The sequence below is a fragment of the Prevotella sp. C0026C3 genome, assembly GCF_056590795.1.
This window is the reverse complement of the sequence record NZ_JBWPWW010000012.1, coordinates 20,614-41,169: the sequence shown is the minus strand read 5'-3', so window position 1 is coordinate 41,169 and position 20,556 is coordinate 20,614. Positions and strand designations below refer to the sequence as shown.

Here is a 20,556-nt window from a genome sequence, read left to right as displayed (position 1 = left end):
ATCTAATTAAAATTTGTGCCACCGTGGGTTTAACTATTTACGTGTAGCATTCATCTCCTCAATCATCTGCTTTTTCAATGCTGTAAGTTCATTATCGATAACCTTACGTTCATCATCGTCTGTTGCCTCTTTCATTTCATCATAGAGACCGGCAATTTCTTTGTTATAGTCCTCGAAAATCTCATAGCGTGCATATTCAGGAGAGTTATAGAGGAAGTCAATCTTCTCGGCATAGTCAAAAACACCATTATCTGTGTCTTTTTCGTAATGCTTTATCCTTGCCTTTATCTTGTCATGTTCCTCTTTTGCTCGATAGTACTCGTTGTTAATGGCACGCGACTCTGTACGTTCGTCTCCATTCTTCAAAATTCTATTGAGTACCAAGAAACTTCTTGGGTCATATTCTCTTTGCCCTGCAATAGTCTCCGCACTCTTAGTAAGTTTGTCGATAGTATTAGAGACGCCACCGAAATAACCATTAAGAATATACTCAACCTTTGCAGGGTTAAAGTCAATAGCACCCTTTGTATAGGCATCGCCTCTAGTTGCTTCATTGAGCAGCTTTGATAATCCAACAAGATACTTGTTCGCACTCTTGTAAGCCTTGGTCCATTCAGGCATATCCTTATTATAAGGAGTGTCTTTATAGATAGGCATACCTGTCCAACTCTTGTTAGTATAGACCTCAGCAAATGGTTTTACTGCACTTGGTATAAACGCTTTCAAACCTCCATCACCCTCTAAGAAATCTATAGGAAGAATCTGTGTAGCCTGACCAGCAATGGCTCTGCCTAATTCTGTACCTGTGAAATGTTCCTTACCGCTCATTGCGCTAACCATTAACTCGCCCATGCCATATATAGCACGGTATTCAACAGGTAATGGTATAGATACCCATTGGTCGCCAGCCTTAAACAAGATATTGCTGCGTCTTACATATTCAGGTAAGTTCCAATAACTATTCTTGTTGTCATCGTCGCCGTCTCCCATGCCCATTCCTGCTACCAAAGCACCGAGTATGAACATCGTTGCTGCTGCCGTAAATGCTTTTGCAGGGTGTCTCTTGAATTGTCTGCCAAAGTTTGTTGTTCCTTGTATGGCTGCATTCCAGAATACAAAGCCACTACGTCCAAGTCCTGAAACGAAAGCACTTGTATTGCCAAGTTTCGTCTGCCCGGCTGCTCCCATAAACTTTGCGCCACTTCCCTTCTTGTTGAAGTTGACAGAGATTTCCTTTGCATCATAGATAGAGCGGTCGATTGTCCTACCCATTTCTCGTGATGTGAGGAATGCTGCAAAACGTGCGCTGTTCTCAACGGCACGATTGTACTCATCAAGTCTTTCGCCAAATAAGTTGATTGCCTTTGTAATACCCAACTTGCCATTAGCACGCTTCAACTCTCTGCGAATGTCGTTCTTATGCTGCTCTATATCTCTCATGTTGGCATAACCTGTTTCGCCACCATTCATCATGAACTGATAGAATGAATGTTCGAGGTCGTTATCCATATTGAGCTTACCGTTTCTATGCTTGGTAAGAAGTATCTTCATCTGTACAGGATTGCATCTTCCAATGTTACGATGGAATCGCAACGCATAGTTTGGACTCTCCTTTACCCATACCATTGAGTTAGCATAAAGCATATCTCGAATGAAGTTCGACACAACAAAGTCAGGGTTACGTGTTGTATAGAATGCGCTCAACTGTCTGTTTACCATTTCGCCAACTTTAAGAATAGCACCGATAGCACCTGAATTGTCATTATCAGGATTAGTTTGTCCGTTAAGGGCTTGTGCTGCTCTTGGGTTGCCGTTAATAGTCAAGACATAATCTCTACCACCACGTTTCACAATAACCTGATGCTGTCTTAAATCACGGCTCTCTACTACACGATACGGAACATTGATGGTATCCTTGCCATGCTTATACTTTTCGGGCTCTTGCTCTGTGAGTTCTTCCATACGTGCCTCAAAGTCTTGCAACTTCTTTTCAACATCATCTGCTGAGTCTGTGTCTTCTATGTTATCAGGGAAGACTGGTTTCCACTCATCGGTTACATCGTCATGTTTCAACCATAAATCACTCACACTAACAAGGTCGCTTGGGTGGTTAAGAGCAAAGTTTAAGAATTTCTGCTTTACCAGTTTATTCCTATTACCTTGTGTTATCGCGCTCTCTGCCATACTCTGCATATTTGCAAATGGGTCATCTGCTTTTGAAGTACGACCCCTTGCAACCTTAATCGGAGCATTAAAAGCACTTTGACTATGAGTAAGGTATGCGTATGCTTCGCTACTTGTCTTTTCGTCAAAGCCACGAAGTGGAATATAAAACTGATACATACCACTTATCTTGTCGTATGTGTCCTTATTCATCATACCGCACTCATAACTCTTTGACAAAGTAGCTTTGGTAACAGCATTTACCTTTTCCCACAATGCTTTCGTATCATGGTTCTGCTCGTAATCTGCAACCATTCTTCCAGCCTCCGCTTCTGCTTCTTCCACTGTATCTGTTCCAGTCAAGGCAGTAAGACCTGCATAATCACGTTCACGAGCATCTGCAAGATAATCATCGAAACTTTTTGTACTATTAGGGTGTGCCTGTTCATTTACTTTGAATGCCTCAGTAGCATCACGTTCCGCCATAACCTCGTTACGCTCCAAACCATGTTTTGCCATCATATAATCAACAAGCTCTACACGCTCTTGCTCATTCTTTGAAAGCTTAGCAACCTCATCAAGCATTGGCTTAAAAACAAGGTGTGCAAAAGCATCTGCCTCAGCCTTATTGACAGAAGATAATCTATTTTCTCCTAAATAGGCATTCTCAAACCCTGCTATATCTGCAATATCCGTTTTCGTACCTTCCGCTTTCAGCACTGCGTACATAGCCTCTTTCAACCCAAGCATACTATCTTGTATAGCTTCCTGTGTTTGGAACATTGCCATGCTTACACGATGCTCGTAAATATCACGAGCGTCAACGCTATCCTCACCCTCACGGAACAAAACATTTTCTTCCTCAACGCTTGGATTCTCAAAATCTTTCACTATATTTGCAACAGAAGAAAGCTTTGGATTATCTGTGGCTTCCGAGATATTTCTCTCGGAGAAGTACAGATAATTTAAGGCTTTTTCTTTATCTACATAGGCAAGATAGCCCTTGCTAATCCAGTCCACAATATTAGTGCTTCCTTTACCGAATACAGAAGAAACGATATTAAAATCTACATCGACACCGTTTTTGCCAAGAGTTACAGCAACCATTATATTTTTCCCTTGTGAACGAAGTTCTGTAAGTATAGAGCGATTGCCCTCCTTCTTGTAATTGTCAAAGACGGCAATAGGGTTAGCCACTGCCTTTGGTAAATCTTTTAGCTCTTCAAGTGCAAACCCATGCTTCTTCATTTTCTTGATAACCTTGTTGCCGTACAGCTTCATAGGCTTGTTTTCAACACCTGCTGCTAACAGTACTTTTGAGGGCTTGCCTAACCCAAGTGCGACTTTGTCGGCGTTCTCTTCTGTAAGGTTGTTTAATTCCTTATTAAACCGCTCATTCACCTCATCAAGTCCAACAGAAGCCTCTGCAACCTCACCCGACGTTACCTCTGTCTGCTCTGCATAATTACCAACCTTCAACTCATACTGCTTTGCCACATCTTCCGCTTCTCCTAAGATACTGCGGTATCTTCCTGGCTCCTTTAGGTTCTCATAGCTACGCCAAAGGATATAGCGAAGTTCATTATCACTAATTTCACCTCCCTGCCAATTATCGAAGCCGAGACTATGCAGCATTTTGAGGAAGTATTGTTTTATCTTACTCCACCAACCCTGCGACATTGCTTTTTCAAAGTCGGTTTGCTCTGCAAGTGATGCAAGGTATTCTTCTGTCGCTGTGCGGAAGTCCCAGCCGTTCTTGGTTGCAAGTTTTACAATTTCACGTCTAATATCAGGCTCTGCATTTTGGTAAACATTATCAAGGAATGTATCGAAATGGTCGCCAAAGAGTTTGCGCAAGCCATAATGCGCTACTGCTTCGTGCAATAAAGTTTTCTCTACATCTGCAATATTGGCATGATTAGGGATAACTATAGTTATCTTACCTGTACGCTTTGAGTAGAAACCTTTAGCCTTTGCACGATTACCCTCTAATTGGCTGGCATCTGTAACCACTTCTACATTGTCAAGATGTAATGTGTCTGCAAGCTCCTCTACACGATTAGTCATTCTACTACGTTCACGTTCGGCAAATGCTGCACGTTGCTTGGCTGTACGGTTAGACTTACCTATCATTTTTGCCCAAGGGTCGTTGATGAAACTCAACTCATCATTTGTGTATGCACCATAACCCTCTCGCAATTTTTCTTCTCCAATATTTGGATTTACAAAATCTTTCACTATCTTTGCAGCAGAAGAAAGCTCTGAATTTTCTGCGGCTTCCGCAATTGGTGCGGAGAGGTACAGATAGTTTAGGGCTTTTTCTTTATTTATATAGGTTGCAAAGCCTTTGTTTATCCACTTTACTATGCTGTCGTTGGCTTTCCCAAAAGCAGATGCAATAATATTGAAATCTACATCTATTCCCTTACCGATGGTCAAAGACACAAGGAAATTTCCATCCTTTGTATTCAACTCTGTAAGGATAGAACGATTATCAGTTTTCTTATAATTATCGAATACGGCTATAGGGTCTGTCAGGGCTGCAGGGAGGCTTTGAAGTTCTTTAGGAGAGAAACCATGCAACTTCGCTTTTTTCATCAGTTTAGAGCCATACAGTTTCATCGGCTTATCTTCGACACCTGCCGACAGAAGAATTGATGACGGACTACCTAGATTGAAAATCTTAGTATCTGCGTTCTCTTCTGTCAGTTCTGCCAGTTCTCTGTTGAACTGCTCATTCACTTCCTTATCAAAAGCATGACTTCTGGCAGTATCGTTAGCAAATAAGGTGTTCTTCTTTATCTGAAAGCGTGGGTCACCTTTTGATTTGTTGAAGCGTTTGCTAAGTGGTATAATATTCCCATTATCATCATAAGTAACAACGTCAGGAAGTTTGCGATTGTTCTTAGTGTTACTATAAAGATAATCTTTGTCGTTTATAAAATCATCCTCATTACCATACCCAAACTCGGCAATATCGTTTCCGTCAAACCAAACCTCATCGATTGGAACTTCTTGTTCTATTATTCTAAAATCGCGTCCCCAACCATGAACTCTTGCATTTTCCACTGCATAAGCGTAACTTGGTGTTATCCAATCTCCATTACGAAAGCTCCCCTCTTTTACAGAAGAAGGTACGCTGCGATACATTGTTATGGTTTGACGCTTATTTTTAATAACATTCCTAAGGTTTTTAATAGCTTCTTTTCTTGCATCATCTGCATACCGATAGCTGCTATCACTTGTTAGAAAGTCTAAGTTCATAGGATCGATACCGCTATTGATATAGTCATCTAAACTGGTATCTCCATCAAACTCATCATTCTCGTATGCCTCCTTGCGTTTCTCCCTTGAAAAGAAATAGCCATTGCCATAAGGAGCAGCTCCATTGAAAGCAGATGTCCCTTGATAATCAGAATTAGACGTATAGCCATTTCTTTCTGAAGCTTCATTCACCAATCGTCTGACTGTGTCCATGTCGCCACGCTGAACAGCTTCAAAATATTGTTTATCTCGCTCGGCAGTTTCTATCTCATTGTTATCATCTCCTATTTGGAATACAATATCATTACTGCTGTAGGCTGCCTGCTTTGTTACTCTCTGCCTGTCTTCAACGTCTCCTCGTTTATATGTGAATACTTCTATTCCACTTTCTCCAAGTGCGTTCTGTAAATCGTCAGAGAAATCTTCTGGCACTACAGCTTTAGAAAATTCGTTAAGATAAACAGGGCGTTCAAATTTTGTTTCAAAATACAACGCCGGTCTTTCTTCCCGAATAGCTTCCACCAAGTCTTGTAACTTCTGAACATCTTCTTCTGATAGCGTTATCCCATAAACATTTCTAATGTATGTTTGCGGGTTTTTCTCATTCGCAGCCTCTTGTAAGCGTGCAAATCCGTAATCATCAAACATATTCGCATTTGGCTGTAATTTCATTGCTAAGTCGAAATATACTTCTTTCCATTTTTCTTCAAAGTCTTCTATATCTTTATGCTCTTTTGTGAGTTTGCTTTTCTTCTTTCTGATATTATCAAGACTTCCGTTTGCTTTCATTACGGCTGCAGCAAAGTTGGAAAATGATATACTTACCCCTGCAGAGGCTTGTCGTCCCTGTTTTTTCATAATCTTAGATACATTCTCTAACGTATTAGGGATATATCTACGTTTGCCTGTTGGAGTAAAGCCGTCGAAAATAACCTCTTTTATTTGGTAACGACTATTTAAGCCCTCTACCCAGTTCTTAAAATCTTTTTCAAGACCAGCATCTTTTATGATTTGACTTGCTGTGTTAAGAGTCTTTTGTGCATTTTTGCTTCCTTGTTTAATTTTATCTCTCTGCACATCATCTACAAATTTGATTAAAGGAGAAAGAGGGTATCCATATTTCTCAATATCTTCTAAGTAGCTGTCTGCAACTCTATATTGCAAAGAGTTAGGTTTGCATCTTTTAATTAACTCTTCATATTTTGAAATTTTTCTTTGAATTGCTTCGTTATATTCTTTAATGTTTCCATCAAGTTCGGTTTGAATGTAAAGTTCTACTAGTTTCTTTATTTCGTTTTTTGATAACTTATAAACGCTATTAACGCCAAACATAATATCGTTTAGAGTCTTGTGAACCTCATTTCTGTATTTTGGCTTTTCGACAATCATCTGCGGAGCTTTCCCTTGCTGGAATAAGTAAAGGTATGATAAATCAGTGTCCGAGCCATTCTCTAACCATCTATTTAATGCATTACGGACTTCACTCTGCATATCCTTTGGCACTGCATTGATATCGTTATGCATCGTTATTCCGCCATCGCTACTTATTTGTTTTTCGACAACAGGGTACATTGGAGTCCATGCATCGCCCTCGAACGTTCCTGCATTTTTACCTGTAGACTTATTGATCTTACGAGCTGGCAAAATGAGAGAGATTTCCCCATAATCATTATGCACCTGCTTATCTGTGTCAATAACAGCTATAGACGGATTAGCAAATCCTCCTTGCTTTAAAACTTTACGAAGCTTTTGCTCCGATATGTTATGTACACCTATAAGAGATTTGTCATTAGAGTTAAGTTTTGAGCTATGCATAAGGTCATATAGTACCCTATCTGTCACCTCGTTAATTGAACCAAATTTCTTTATCTTGAACAGTTCTTTACCTACCCATTTCCAAAACATATCCAATGCACGTTTTATTTGGTTTAGCAATGTTACAGATTTTGCTTTTTCAAAAACATCTTTGTCTTCATCTATGACTTTCTGCGCTTCTGATACAACTCTCGCTGCATTCTCTCTGCCACTGATGCGACTCAAAACCTCACTTGCAACAGCATCTTCATCATTCGTAATATTGGAATAGCTTGGGTCTGCAACAACCTCATTCCATACAGGGGTTTCTTTCAATAACGCTTTTATACTATTCCAGCCTTTCTTATTCTTTGACATCATCGCCTCTGCCCACAAATGCGTGTACTCATGGATTGGCGTATCAGGGTTTATGCCTGCTTCTGTAAGATAAATCTTGCCATCCACTGCCCAGCCGTAAATAGTGCCTTGTGGGGTGAGTAGGGAGGATGCATGGGTATTGGCAAGCAACTCTTGCGCTTGCTCATCAGTAGCACGCACAACTTCTATACCTGCCTTGTTTAAGGCTGACAAGATGGTGTCTGTGGCTAACCGCTTTGCTGTAGTATTATTGGTTAAATCTTTTGTCGAATACTGTAATGAACCGTTTTCCTGATATTCGTGCCCATCTGCATTCATTAGCTCATTACTCTGCTCCAATACCTTATTAGCACTTATGGTATATAGTGTACCACGAGAGTTTACAGTCAGACCTGTAGGAGACCATCTGACAACTTCTCCTGAAACAATTGTTCCATCAGAAAACTCTCCTTTTGCATATTTACTTTTTCGCGTCAATCTATCTTGTATCCTTAAGCGCTTGGGAGAGGTGTTGATAAACTCATGATAATCCAAGTCCGCATCTGTTAAATGCTCTCTTATTTCCTTTTGAGTCTTAACAGAAGATTTGTCATAAATGGCTTGCAGTTTTTCGTCATCAGCCAAATCTCTTACATAATCTTCGTATGTCTCTAAAATGTCATCATATTTTTGGACATAATTTTCTATATCTTTGTCTTCCCATTCCTCCAACGTTTTGTATTTTGTCTGCTTCAATACGGAGACCAGTTCCTTTTTTATGTATTCTTTTTGAGACAAGAAGACATTACTATCTTTACTTTCTTTCTGCGATTTTTTAGCTTGATGTATTTTGGGTTCGCCTGTGGCTAACCACTTTGCCTCTGTGTCGTTAGATAATGTTTCTGTAGAGTGCTGGATTTCCTGCTTGCTTTCCTTGGTTTTTTTAGCAGTTGGAGTAGATTTATCCTCATTTACTTGCTTTGTGTGAGAACTTTGCGTATCTTTGCCAACAGAAGACAAGTCTTGCGTACGGCTGGAAAGGCCACCAGCCTCTTCTGAATAATCAGAAGGCAGTATGAGGATTAGGCCGCCCTCACGCTCGGCTTGTCTTTTTATTGTTTCTAATGCTGCCTCACGGATATAATGCCAATGTACTATTTCTACATTATCCTTTTTATCATTAACCTCTAATAACACTAAACGATTATTGCCAGTTTTATCCTTAGTATTGATGACTATCCAATTATATGGACGTTTTGCCTTTTGATTCTGTCCATACAAATCAGCATTATATAAAGCTGACTGTAAAATATCACGACTTTGTACAGGGGTTAAATCAGAATGGCTTTGTTTATTCTTTTCAAAGATATTCTTCTTGATAACAACAGGCTTACCATTTGCCCCAATAGCTTCATCTATGTTTTGTGGAATAGCAGGCAATTCCACACTACGGGTAGGATGCTCAAAATCTTCATCTGTAAGGTCGGATATGCTTCCAACCTTTTCTATTATTAGCTTTCCGTCCTTATCAATAGGATTGCCCTGATTGTCCGTGCGCATAATTTCTTCTGATTTCTGCGCATAATCTCCCTTGTTTTCTGTGTTAAAAACTTTGTCTGCAAATGCTTGCGCATCTTCGGGAGAATTAAATACGAAACCGTTTACTCCTCTGAAAGAAGAATAGTAACCGTTATGCTCTTTGGCAACCTGCTTGCGCTGCATGTACACATCTTTGTCTGTACGCTCTTTGCCACGGACTACCCAAATATCAATATCTTTCTTGTTGTTGTGCTGCTTGGTGATAGAGTACACATCGTTATCAACATCGCCCGTCTCTGTTGTCTGTTTGGCTTCCTCCTGTGCGTTATGCTCAACAGTAGCCTCATTACTAATCTGCTCTGCGGTGTCGAAGACACTCGGCTTTATCTCTTCTCCCTCTTTGCTGATGGTGGCAACATCAAACTTACTTACCTCATCGTATGGTGTCATTTCCTTAGATAGTTCTGCCATCTCTGGTAAATCTCTTGCACCATTGTAGAATGCCTTTAGGTAAGGACGAATAGCATCGCCTAAGTCTGCAATCATTCCCTTTGCATACTCACTGAAAGCACGTGCGCCACTCTCGATATGGTACACAGCCATCTCTGCACCGATAGCGAGCATTTCAGGGTCTACCCCCATATTAAGTTGCCCACGTAGCTTTGCTTTCATGCGCTTTTTCAGCTCCTCATAGCGTTCATCCGTTACCAGTCTATTCTTGGTCTTTGGCTTCGTTCTCTCGCTGCTCTCAATAGGATGCTCCACCTTAACATCACCCTCTGTTTTCACAGAAGAGTATTCTGCAAAAGGCTTCGTCTTGCGTTTACTGCTATCAATCCACTTCTTAAACTCCTCCTTGCTGACCTCGGTAATGTTCCCTAATCCCTGCCAGCCGTCCTCGTAGTTGGATAGATAGGCTTTCTTTGCACTCTCCATGTTGGAGAAGCCATACATTACTTTATGTTCGTCAAAAGAACCGTCTTTGTTCACTTGGTCGATGACGAATACATTTCCAGTCTCAGGAGTATCAGAAAGGAAAATGTCTATATGGTCTCCGTCCACGCTCTCTGTCCCACGAATGTAACCGTAAGTGTTGTGCATCTTGCTTTCCCATTCCTTGCCGTCTGCATCTTTTCCACGTCTAACACTACCCTTGGGCTGCTCAATAGTAACGTTCATACCATCTACCTTGATATGCCCCTTACGATAGTTACCAGCCTCTTTCTGTGCTTCAGTAGGATTGGTATCAACCTTTGCTTCCTCCTTTTTGCGTGTACGTTTTGCCTTATCTTCTGCTGCAACACGTTCAGCCATAGCAAACAAATCTTCACTAACTGCATTACTTTTAGCAGATTTCTGCTCATTTGCTTGCTTTGTATCAAATTGTTTACTATCTTTGCTAGCAGGAGTAGTGTTTTGAGGAGTTATTACCGAGCCCTTTGTCTCGCCCTCGGCTTTATCAGAGTGAACATAGTCCAAACCTTGCTTCTCAGCCGAAGAAGTAGTCGCATCTTTCGGAGTGCGCCAAATAACACTACCCTCCATCAAGAGCCGTAATATTCTGTTACGGCTTTTTTCTTGATTGGAAACAACGACTTCTTTCCCATCAACACTAACAGTTACTGATGTGAAATAGTAATAACGTGTTCCGTCAGACTTCCTGAAAGACTTTATAAAGATGAAAGAAGATGGTCGTTCTGTATGCGCCCCCTCCTTTGCTTTACTATTTTCTTCTACAATAGCGTCGGGATATTCCAAAGTTGGTTTTAGCATTCCCAATTTGCCATTACGATCGGCTCGCATAAGTTTTACAAATTGGTTCTCACCCATTTTAACATCACCAATAGGGGTGGAAACTATACCGTCTTCTCCAAATTCTTTATCCCAATTTTCTATTGTTAGCGGGATTTCTTGTGCAACATCTGCACCCAACTCCATTTGAGCTATAAAATCAGTAGCCTCCTTTTTCGTTAAACGTGGGTTTCCCGCCACAACCTCTTCTTGGCTGCCTCCACCGCTTTGTCTACTTCCGCTTCTTCCACTATCTGCTTCAGTTCCTCCTTGATGGGTTTCTGTCCCATCGCTACTCTCACTTCGTCCTCCTGTTGTAGAGTCTCCATTGCTTCCTTGTTCCCCTCGTTGGCTTGTTGTAGTACCGCCAACCAGTACATCGTTTCTTTGTTGTCCATTGTAATCTATGTTTAATGTCTCTTTGATAGCCTCAACAAGTGAACGTGGTGTGTTGTCTGGCTGCTCAAATAATGTTTCCTCTTGAGTTCCTTGAATAAGGTCGTACATCTTGTTGAACGTACCTTGTATAAAGCTCTGATTGTCGCCCTTATACATGGTAGCAAGCAACAGCGCAAAGTTACTATATTTCTCTGCTGGAAGATAACTTTCGCCTGTATTATCGTCAATAGCATACTGACGTTTCCATGACTCAACAGCCATTCGAGCATCCTTGTGATTGGTTGCAGCCATAAACTGAGCATCATGCGAAAGCGCATAATAAGCCATGATAGAGTTTTGAAGTTCCTCTACCATGCGTTCACTCTGTGGGCTGTCATAATCTCTATAAGCAGTTGCAAGGATAGCCTTTTGCGCCTTGGCTGGCAAAGCATTGAACCTTTCTTCGAGTTGCGTGCTGCCACCCTCGAATATGCTCTGATACATTACGCCTTTAAGGTCATTCTTGGCATCTGCCGTCAAGTTACCTTTGCTATCAAATGCACTCTTATACTGTGTAGGAGTGATTGAGCCATTGGCGTTCATCCACTTTAGCACATCAACGCCATTGCGGTCTATGAGTTCAGAGAAAGACATATCTTCATCTGTAGAACGTAAAAGAAGACTTGCAAAATTCTTCATCTTATCGCCCAACTTCTTCACTACATTCTTAGGCTTGATGCGTTCTACACCTCCGCTTTCAGTGTCGTTTGCCACGAATTGACCCAGTGCAATGGCATCATCATCGTCCACATCAAGCATATTAACGAGTATAGGTTTCTCCATAGCTCTGACCTCATCAGGATTAAGTCCCAATTCTGCTGCATGGTCTATTAAGTACTGTTTATATTTCTCACCCTGGTCTTTGTATGCTGCCCACATCTCTTTTAAGGCAGCACTTCTGTTATTACCCTGAATAACCTCGCCACGACTGTTTACCGTTGGCGCACCTGTGTATGCAGTAACAGACGATGTTATTTCCTCGGGACGAATATTTGATGCAATCTTACGTGCTGCCTCCTTACTTGCATCGTCCTTGCGCTCCTTTGGCTGAGCCTCGTCAATGAAGTGTAGTGGGTTACGCTGCCCGTTCTTATGGCTTGGCTGTAATTCATCAGCGTCAATAAGTGCTACATGTCCAGATGGAATGTTCTTATCATCGAACTTTACCTGCACTTCTTTTCCTTGTACGGCTGCAAGTGGCTCTTGTCTGTCCACCTTATCACCGTTTACACGTCTGTAACCTCTTGCACGTGCATCACTCGCCTTGTCTTCCACAAAATCAGGAACACCGTTCAATGCTTCACGCTTCTGTCGCTCTGCTTCCTCTCTTGCCAGGCGTGCCTTTTCCTCTTCCTCTTGACGAGCCTTGCGCTCTGCCGCCGCTGCCTTTGATTTCTCCGCTTCTACTGCGGCTGCACGCATCCTCTCTACTGATGCAATGCGCTTCCATTTCGCCAACCTCTCTTTCTCTAATTCTAAGGCTGCCATGCGTTCCTGCTTGTCCTTGGCAAAGGCGATACGCTCCTGTATGCCTTTTCCTTTGAAGGTCGCTTTTGATATGGCTTTCTCGGCTTTCTCTATGCCTGCCGCCATCTCACTCACGGTGTCGTCAACCACTTCTTGGGCAAGGGCTCTGTCGCCGTTTGTCTGCTCTACAATAGCATCCCATGCGGTGTCGGCATCCGCTTCCTCATAACGTGGCTCCTGCGTTTCCTCATCCATGGGAATGCGTGACAACGCACTATTTACATCGTCAGATTCACCGGCTTCGAGCGTAGTGTCGGCCTCTTGACCTTGCAAATCTTTTGTGGGTTCATTTTCCCCCCTACTGGGGGGATTAAGGGGGGCTTTTGCCGCTATCTCCTCCTTTGTCTGAACTTCAGGATTGAGTGCATCAAGTTCCTCTGCACTGAACAGATTAACCTTTTTGCCATTGATAGGCTCTTCGGTGTAAACCTCAAACTTACCATCTTCATTTTGGTCTGCAGTGATACTTCCACGTACCGGGTTGCCGGTTTCGTTGGTAAGAGTAACCTCATCGTTGAGGCTGTACGTATTGCTTGACTGCTGTTCTGCTGCCTTGGCTTGTTCACGTTGCTGTAAGGATTGACCGAGGCGTAATAGGTTTTCGCCATCGCTCATCTCCTGCACCTGCGCCTTGGGCAACATTGTTGGCTGCAGTGAACCGTCCACACTTACCATTACCATGTCGGGGATTGTCTGACCTGTCTTTTCATCAACTGCATCGCCTATTACCTGTAATGTATGCTGCGAGTTATCTTCTCCAATAACTGAATAGGTGTCTCCAACATTGAACTCAAGTGTTCCGTCAATCTTATTTGCTTCCTTCTGTGCATAAGTCTGACGTATGCTTTCCGCTGCATTAGCTTTCTCTTCTTCTGCGTTGGTAGCCTCATCAACAGATAAGATTGCCGAAGGTGCAACCATTTCTGTTTTTCCAGTTTCGGCATCACGTACCATGATACTTTCACTTGATTTAGCATGGTCAATGCCTGTTCCGTCATCATTCATCTGTGCATGGCCACCAACAACGTACACCTTTCGGTTATCCACCTTCATAGTGGCAGGATAGATATTGCCATCTTCGTGTGTATGGTTATCAATAGCCACATCGCTTGCCTTAATTGCATCGTCGATGTTGTCCTTAACCTGACTAATCATACCATTGTATGCAGATTTGGCGTTTAGGTAGTCAATTGCAGCTTGCTTCTGTTTATCGTTGAGGCTCTCCTTATTGTCAAGGAAGTCATCAACGCTATAACCTGAAACATCTTCTGTGCCTAATGCTTCACCCAACTGTTGTGCAGCATACTCATAGCGTGTCTTGATATCATTCTTCTGTTCATCGCTGGCCTCGTGTCCCTGAATATAAGCATTATCCATAGACTGATGAATGATAGTCTCATCATCTTTTGCTCCAGTCTCTTCTAACTCTTTAGCCTTTGCAGATTGGGCAGTGTTAAAGCCTCTGAACTTGATAAGGTTACCTGCATAGTTCAACGCTGCTTTCTTCTCTTGCTCATGGAGGTCAGGATTTTGAATGATACCATAAACAACGTCTGCCATTTCCTCGTTGGTAGCATTGTCTATTTGGTCTCTAAGAGGTTGCCATTTCTCCTGTGTCATGCTGTAAGCAGCACCGGTATCGGCATCCTTAACGCTTTTCTTCGTTCTGTAGTAGTCTACTGCGCCAGCAAGTTTCGGAGCTGCTTCCATTGCGCCAACAGAGAATAACATACCACCCCAAATGTCTGCCTGTGTACGACCATCAAACAAGTCGCTCATCTTATTGTCGCCAACAAGCATGGAGTTGAGGACGATGTTTGCCTCTTCCTCTGCAACCTCATTGATATATCCATTAACTCCTGCACGGTTCATTATTTTGGTTCCCAATTGGGCGTACTGCGAAGTACCTGCACGGTTCAAAGCTGCTGTAACCTTACTAAGACCGATTTTGTCAAGATCTTTTGCAATAGTTTTACCAATGGGTAAGCCTTCAAGGTGCGCACCGAGCTTTTCTGTATAGTATTCAAGTGCCTGTGCTATCTCTCCTTTACGAATAGCTGTACCCCAGTCTTCGCCACCAGCAAAACGGTAATTGCCATGCTCGTCCTGTTCTACATGTCCGAGGTGTCTTTGTCCAATATCCGATGCAGTACGTGCTGCACCAGTAGTATTAGCCATAACAACACCTGCTGCAATGTCTCCCAGAGTAGTACCAGTGTATTTGATGAGTTTCTTCGTCAGAGCATTTGTTGCTACCTTTTCGGCTATCTTTACTCCGGCCTTAGTTCCTGCTCGTGTCAATCCTGAAAGACCGTCTGTTGCAGCGAACTCTATCATAAATGGAATAGCCTGTGCCGTAATACCACCTGCACGATACATGAAGCCACGATTCTTGCCATACTTACTTTGCGCCACTTGGTTCTTGTAAGTATTCTCTATCATCGCTTGTTCGGCATCTTTCTGTCTCTTTGTCTTCTTGCCACCATAGTTGAGCATAGCAGAAGTATCAAGCATATCAGTGTAGCCAAAAGTCCAAAAAGATGGGTTCTTGAAAGTATCTGTTACACCACGCCAAAAACCAGCCTCAGCCTTATCACGTTCAGCTTCGAGTGCAACTATACGCTGTTGGTTCTGATTTTTTGCTGCTAATAACGCTTTCCACTCATCATCTGCCAATCTTCCGCTAGATGTAGAAGAGTTGAATGTATGAATAGCTGCACCACTACCACGTGGAATGTCTCGCCAACTGAAATCAAGAGCCTCTTTGTCGAGTTCCTCACCACGTCTGTTCATTTCACGAGTCAGACGGTCACGTTCTGCGTATGCCTCCTTTAATTCGTGGTCTATTGGGTGTAGTTGTGCTTCTTTAGCGTCGTCAATCTGATTTTGTTCAGCATCTGCCATAGTACGGTCTCCCTGATAGACATTGCCAGACTCAGTGATGTAGGTAGGCTCTAACTTACCAGTTTTGGCATTTAGCTTACTCTCACCCTGAACAACGTGCTTGTTGGCAGTCATTGATGGCTTCGTTCCACCTACACCCAGTGTTACACGCTGTAAGTTCAATGGGTTCTTCTGTTGCGCCTTAGCACGCTGCATGGTTGTGTCGAGCTGCTGTTTACTGCGCTGAACTCCTTGCTGAATACCTGCTGCGAAGTCCATTGCTTGTGCCTTTTCTGCGGCCGTCATTGGTTTGCCACTGGTGGTAGGCTTGCTTGCAGGTTGTGCCGGTTGGCTTACAGGTGTAGGTGTATGTTCAAATGCAAAAGCGTGCAATCCTTGTGATTTTGCATCGTTGAAGTGAGTCAAAGGAATATCATAATCACCATGCTTATCATCACGCATACGAATGGTAGCACCTTTGTAGGCATCTGCATACGACTGAATGCCGTACTTATCCACATTCTCTTTTGACACCTGATGTTCCTTACCATCGGATGTCGTAATCGTGTATGTAATCTTATTTGGCATAATCTATTAGTTTAATGGAGGTTTACTTGTTGATTTACTTGATTTTGAGTTCCCATTTCTACGATAATTACTTGCGTCAAAGCCACCTGTTGCACCTATCACGCTGCGTACATCACCGTCCATTGTCGGGAAGTCGCCTACATTTGAAACTACAATTGCAGCAATATCGTCTTTGCTCTTTGCCTTTTCAAGCGCATCAGCAATTTGTATGTAGTGCGAATAACTCCTTCTATCGCCAGCCTTATGATAACGGTCCGCTGCGACCTTTGCTTTCTTTGCCATTGATGGTGCAAGTGAAGTAAGTGCGCCTTTTTTATCAGGAGAATAGGTGTGGACAGTTCCATCATTTAGCCTGATGGTTTCCTGCTTTCCACCACCTCCAGAACCTTCAGCACGAGAAATGGCAATACGTTCAGCTCCTTGCGACTCTGTAACACCGTTGTGTCGTCTTGTCTCTTGGATTTGTGCGCCTTTCAAACCCTCATTAGCCTTGTGAGAACGTTTTGTTTCTTCAAGAGCATCTCTCTTTAGACCTGTAGTGGTTTCAAATTGGTCTGCCTTTTGGTCGTAAGTCTGCTGCCATTGGTCGTCCTTGACCTTATCACGGTCTTTCTTGTACTGGATAGCATCAGCATCTTTCTGTTGATTGTATGCATCAATGCCTAACTGGCGTTGCCACTTCCTGTCATTATCTGCGTTCTCATCATCTGCTTGTTGTGCTGCCATGAGATTTTTGATGTAGGCGTTCATGTTTGCGTCTCTTTCCTGCCTAATCTTATCCCATTTGCTTTTGACCTTTTCCGATTGTGAGTTTTCATGCTTGTACATATTCGGAGCATACTGTGTGGTAAAGTATAGGTTTGACAGAGCCGAAATACCATCACCGATTGCTGCAAACATCCTCTCACGCTTCTCTTTCTTGCGCTCCTTTTCCAGCTCCTCTTGTGTTGGTGGCTGATAAGGATTGAGTTGTTTCAACATATCGACATAAGACATCCGCCTTTCCTTTTCAGGTATTGCAGGTGCCTTTGGCTGTTCAGGAGGAGGGGCAATCGGAGGAACTATTTTGTTAGCCTCTGCTTTCTCCTTTTCCTGCTGTTGTAAGATGGCAGGTGTGAATTTAGGCTTTGAAGCCTCGTATTCAGCACCTGCCTTATTCCAATCCACCAACGGCTTAGCCCCAGTCGGCTGCTGTGTCGGCTGAGGCTGCTGTGGTGGTAACGGTGTAGGCTTATTGCCTAATATATCATCTAATGCGCTACTCATACTCTAAATTTTAGAAAGGAAGTGAACCAGCTGCACTGGTTACACTTTGTACTGCTTGCCCAATTGCTTCTGCTTTTCCTTTTTCGATTTGGTTCAACTGTTCATTGAGTGCTGCATCACGCTCCCTATACTGTCCTTCGATAGCATCTTTGCGCTGCTCTCCATTAACGGCTATCGTTGCAGTAGCATCAGCAAGAGCCTTATTGTTGGCTTCTTTGGCAGCTGCCGTACTCTCGTCAGTTCCACCCATTACTGCTTGCGCTCCTGCTGCTGCCTTATTACGGTTCTTGATATTCTCCTGTGTCAATGTAAGAATACGTTGCGCATCAGCACGCTGTGTTGCGTCCTCATTATATCGCCTATCGTACCAATCTTGATTTGCTTTTTTCTGCGCCTCTACATTGGCTTTCATCTTCTTCATAGCCTTTGAAGCTGAGATATGACCAAATATGCTACCTGCTGCTCCAATTGCTGCTCCAATTAGTCCCATAATTGTAATGCTTATTAAAAGTTATACTATACGGTGCGAAAATAAGTAATTATCTTTGCACCACAGGTTTAACTTTTAATCATGACGAAGATATGAGTACAGAGAAAAGAAAAGTAGGACGACCAGCAGGAACACCTAAGACCGGTGGTCGTGTTGCAGGTACTCCTAACAAAGTTTCTTCAAAGGTTAGGAATATACTTGCCGAAATTACAGACGATTACTATAGTTCAGAGCAATTCAAGAATGATTTAAGAGACTTAGAGCCAAAGGATAGAATTCAGGCAATGGAGAAGTTTACAAGTTATGTAGCACCGAAATTACAATCTACTACACTTGATGTTGCAACAGAAACTAAGAAGACCATTGAAGACAGGCTCATCGCATTGTCAGGTGGCAAGTGATTTCTACAAACATCTACTGTAGAAATTTGTTAATAGTCCATTTTTAATGAATTGTTTGTTATAAAAGTGAGTAAGGAGTGTCCGTGAGGATGCTCCTTTTTTATTCGCATACCATTTTCGTGGGATTACGAAAAACGTAGCAAACGTAAGCAAACGTTAGCAAAAATAGCAAACGTAAGCAAACGTAAGCAAACGTTAGCAAAAATAGCAAACGTAAGCAAACGTAGCAAATGTATCTATATGAGAATGAGAATGAGAATGAGAATGATAATGAGTAATAGACTTAGTCGTCTATTACAAAAGTGAGAGTTCTTTGTGAAAAAAGAAAAACCTACAAAAGAAAGCTCCTTTGTAGGTTTGAAAGATTAAAAACCTTTGCCTTTCATTCGCTCGTAAACTGCCGTTTGGTCTTTATCCTGATTTTCGATTTTGAATAAAACCATTGAGCGGACAGGAATATCATCAGGCAGAAGCGAGGCAAGTTTCTCGATAACTTCATCAACATTGTTGAAGCCAACGTCTGTCAGTTCTGCTACCTTGCGTCCTTGGAAGAATGCTGTGCCATGAACTTGATAACGGAATGAGAGTTTGAAATGTTCTTCTTTCGGCTTTTGCTCTCGCTGTGATGGTTTGTCTGAGAAGAAAATAAAATCAATTACTTTCTCGTTGAGTTCCCATGCTGGAGAGAAGTCTATCTTGATATAGCCTCGTGTTACCCTGTGTCCGCTACTATGGTTCATAGCAAATGCCACCTCGCCAATAGTAGCCTTGCAATCGTTTTGCGCCACTGTTCCCCATGTGTGTCTGAAAGTATAAACAGAATAATCGTGCTGCTTGTCTATGCCCATAGCCTCACACAAATTTCTGATGCCTATATTCACATTGGCACTGAAACTATCTGTTGTCGTATGGCGTTTAGCAAAGTTGAACAGATGCACGTCAGCCTCATCGGTATTCTTGTATTTGTCGAACAAGGGAAGTAGGATAGGGGGGACACGCATTTCCATGTATGCGCCATCGGCACGAAACTTTTTTGTCTTGGCTCGTTGGTAATGGATAATACCATCGTAATAGTCCGTCTTCTTCAGCTGAAACAAATCAACCGTGTTGATACCTGCAAGACAAAGCACCATCATTGCCACATCTCTGCCAATCTCTGTGGTAGGGTGCGCCATCTTACTTTCAGGAAGTGGAAAGAAAAAGAACTCCCTGCATGCTTCAGGAGTGATCGCCAGTTTTTCGGGCTTATCAGCTTTTGGAATTTCCACCTTCACCCACGGATTTGTCTTTATCTTGATGATGCCGTTGTCGTAATCATTGAACTCCACCTGTGCAGCTTTGAATATCTGCCTAATGCAAATCGGATACATTTCCTTGGCACGCTTTGTTGTTTCAAGGCTTTTAATCCATCTGTTTACAAACATCGAGGTCAGATGCGAGAACTTGACACAGTTTGTCCCTGCAAATCGTTCGAGGTGCTGCAGGGCTAGGTCATAGTTGCGAGCGTTGCGCTGCTGCCCTCGGTCAATCATTCGGTCTATGTGCTTTCTGGCATATTCCGAAAAGTCTATATCATCATCGCCACTCACAAGAAAGTCGGACACTTCTTTTGCATTCCAGTTCCTAATGTCCTTTTTGTTGAGACGCTCCATGTAGTCAATGATAACAGGAGAGAGCAGACCAACCACGTATGGGTCTTTGACTTCTTTGGTTTTCGTGATGCCCTTATCGTTCACCATCTTGTCAGTTTTGATGTACGCAAGTTCCCTATGATGTGTTACCCTGATATAAACAGGATAAAACCCATCGCTACGTTTACTCCTTACGCATATTTTCAGTGTTGCCATAATTCATCCGTGTTCCAATTGATTGTGATAAAAATACCTAAACTTGTTATAACTTGCAGAATTGCAGTTGTAAACACGCTGTAAACAGTGTATTCCAAAATAGTAAACTTACTGTAAACATTTACGTTCATTCTGCTCAAATAGTGTGTATAGATGCACGCTGTTTTATGAAAAGAATTAGGCGGAATACCTCCGTAAACACGTGATA

General features: G+C 42.4%; 5 protein-coding genes. 1 reads left to right on the top strand and 4 read right to left on the bottom strand.

Annotated elements, in window-relative coordinates:
• Window positions 1–33 precede the first annotated feature (33 nt).
• From AC1EK4_RS08430 to AC1EK4_RS08420, 3 genes are read right to left on the bottom strand one after another with little or no spacing between them, the layout of a single operon-like run.
• Window positions 34–16,344 carry a MuF-C-terminal domain-containing protein gene (locus AC1EK4_RS08430; protein ID WP_480357830.1) on the bottom strand — a complete coding sequence of 5,437 codons (16,311 nt, stop codon included), beginning with the start codon at window positions 16,342–16,344 and terminating at the stop codon, window positions 34–36.
• Between the two features lie 6 nt (window positions 16,345–16,350).
• Entirely contained in the window at window positions 16,351–17,610 is a 1,260-nt protein-coding gene (locus tag AC1EK4_RS08425; RefSeq protein ID WP_480357828.1) for a hypothetical protein, read from the bottom strand.
• A gap of 10 nt (window positions 17,611–17,620) precedes the next feature.
• Window positions 17,621–18,100 (bottom strand): hypothetical protein, encoded by a 480-nt coding sequence (locus AC1EK4_RS08420; protein WP_480357826.1) that lies wholly within the window; start codon window positions 18,098–18,100, stop codon window positions 17,621–17,623.
• Window positions 18,101–18,192: 92 nt separating this feature from the next.
• On the opposite strand from AC1EK4_RS08420, the gene AC1EK4_RS08415 reads away from it, so the two are divergent.
• Window positions 18,193–18,501, top strand: coding sequence for a hypothetical protein (locus AC1EK4_RS08415; RefSeq protein ID WP_480357824.1), 309 nt, complete (start codon window positions 18,193–18,195; stop codon window positions 18,499–18,501).
• 365 nt (window positions 18,502–18,866) lie between these two features.
• On the opposite strand, the gene AC1EK4_RS08410 is transcribed toward AC1EK4_RS08415, so the two are convergent.
• Complete coding sequence (locus tag AC1EK4_RS08410; protein ID WP_480357822.1) at window positions 18,867–20,348, bottom strand: tyrosine-type recombinase/integrase; 1,482 nt, start codon at window positions 20,346–20,348, stop codon at window positions 18,867–18,869.
• Window positions 20,349–20,556: the final 208 nt, after the last annotated feature.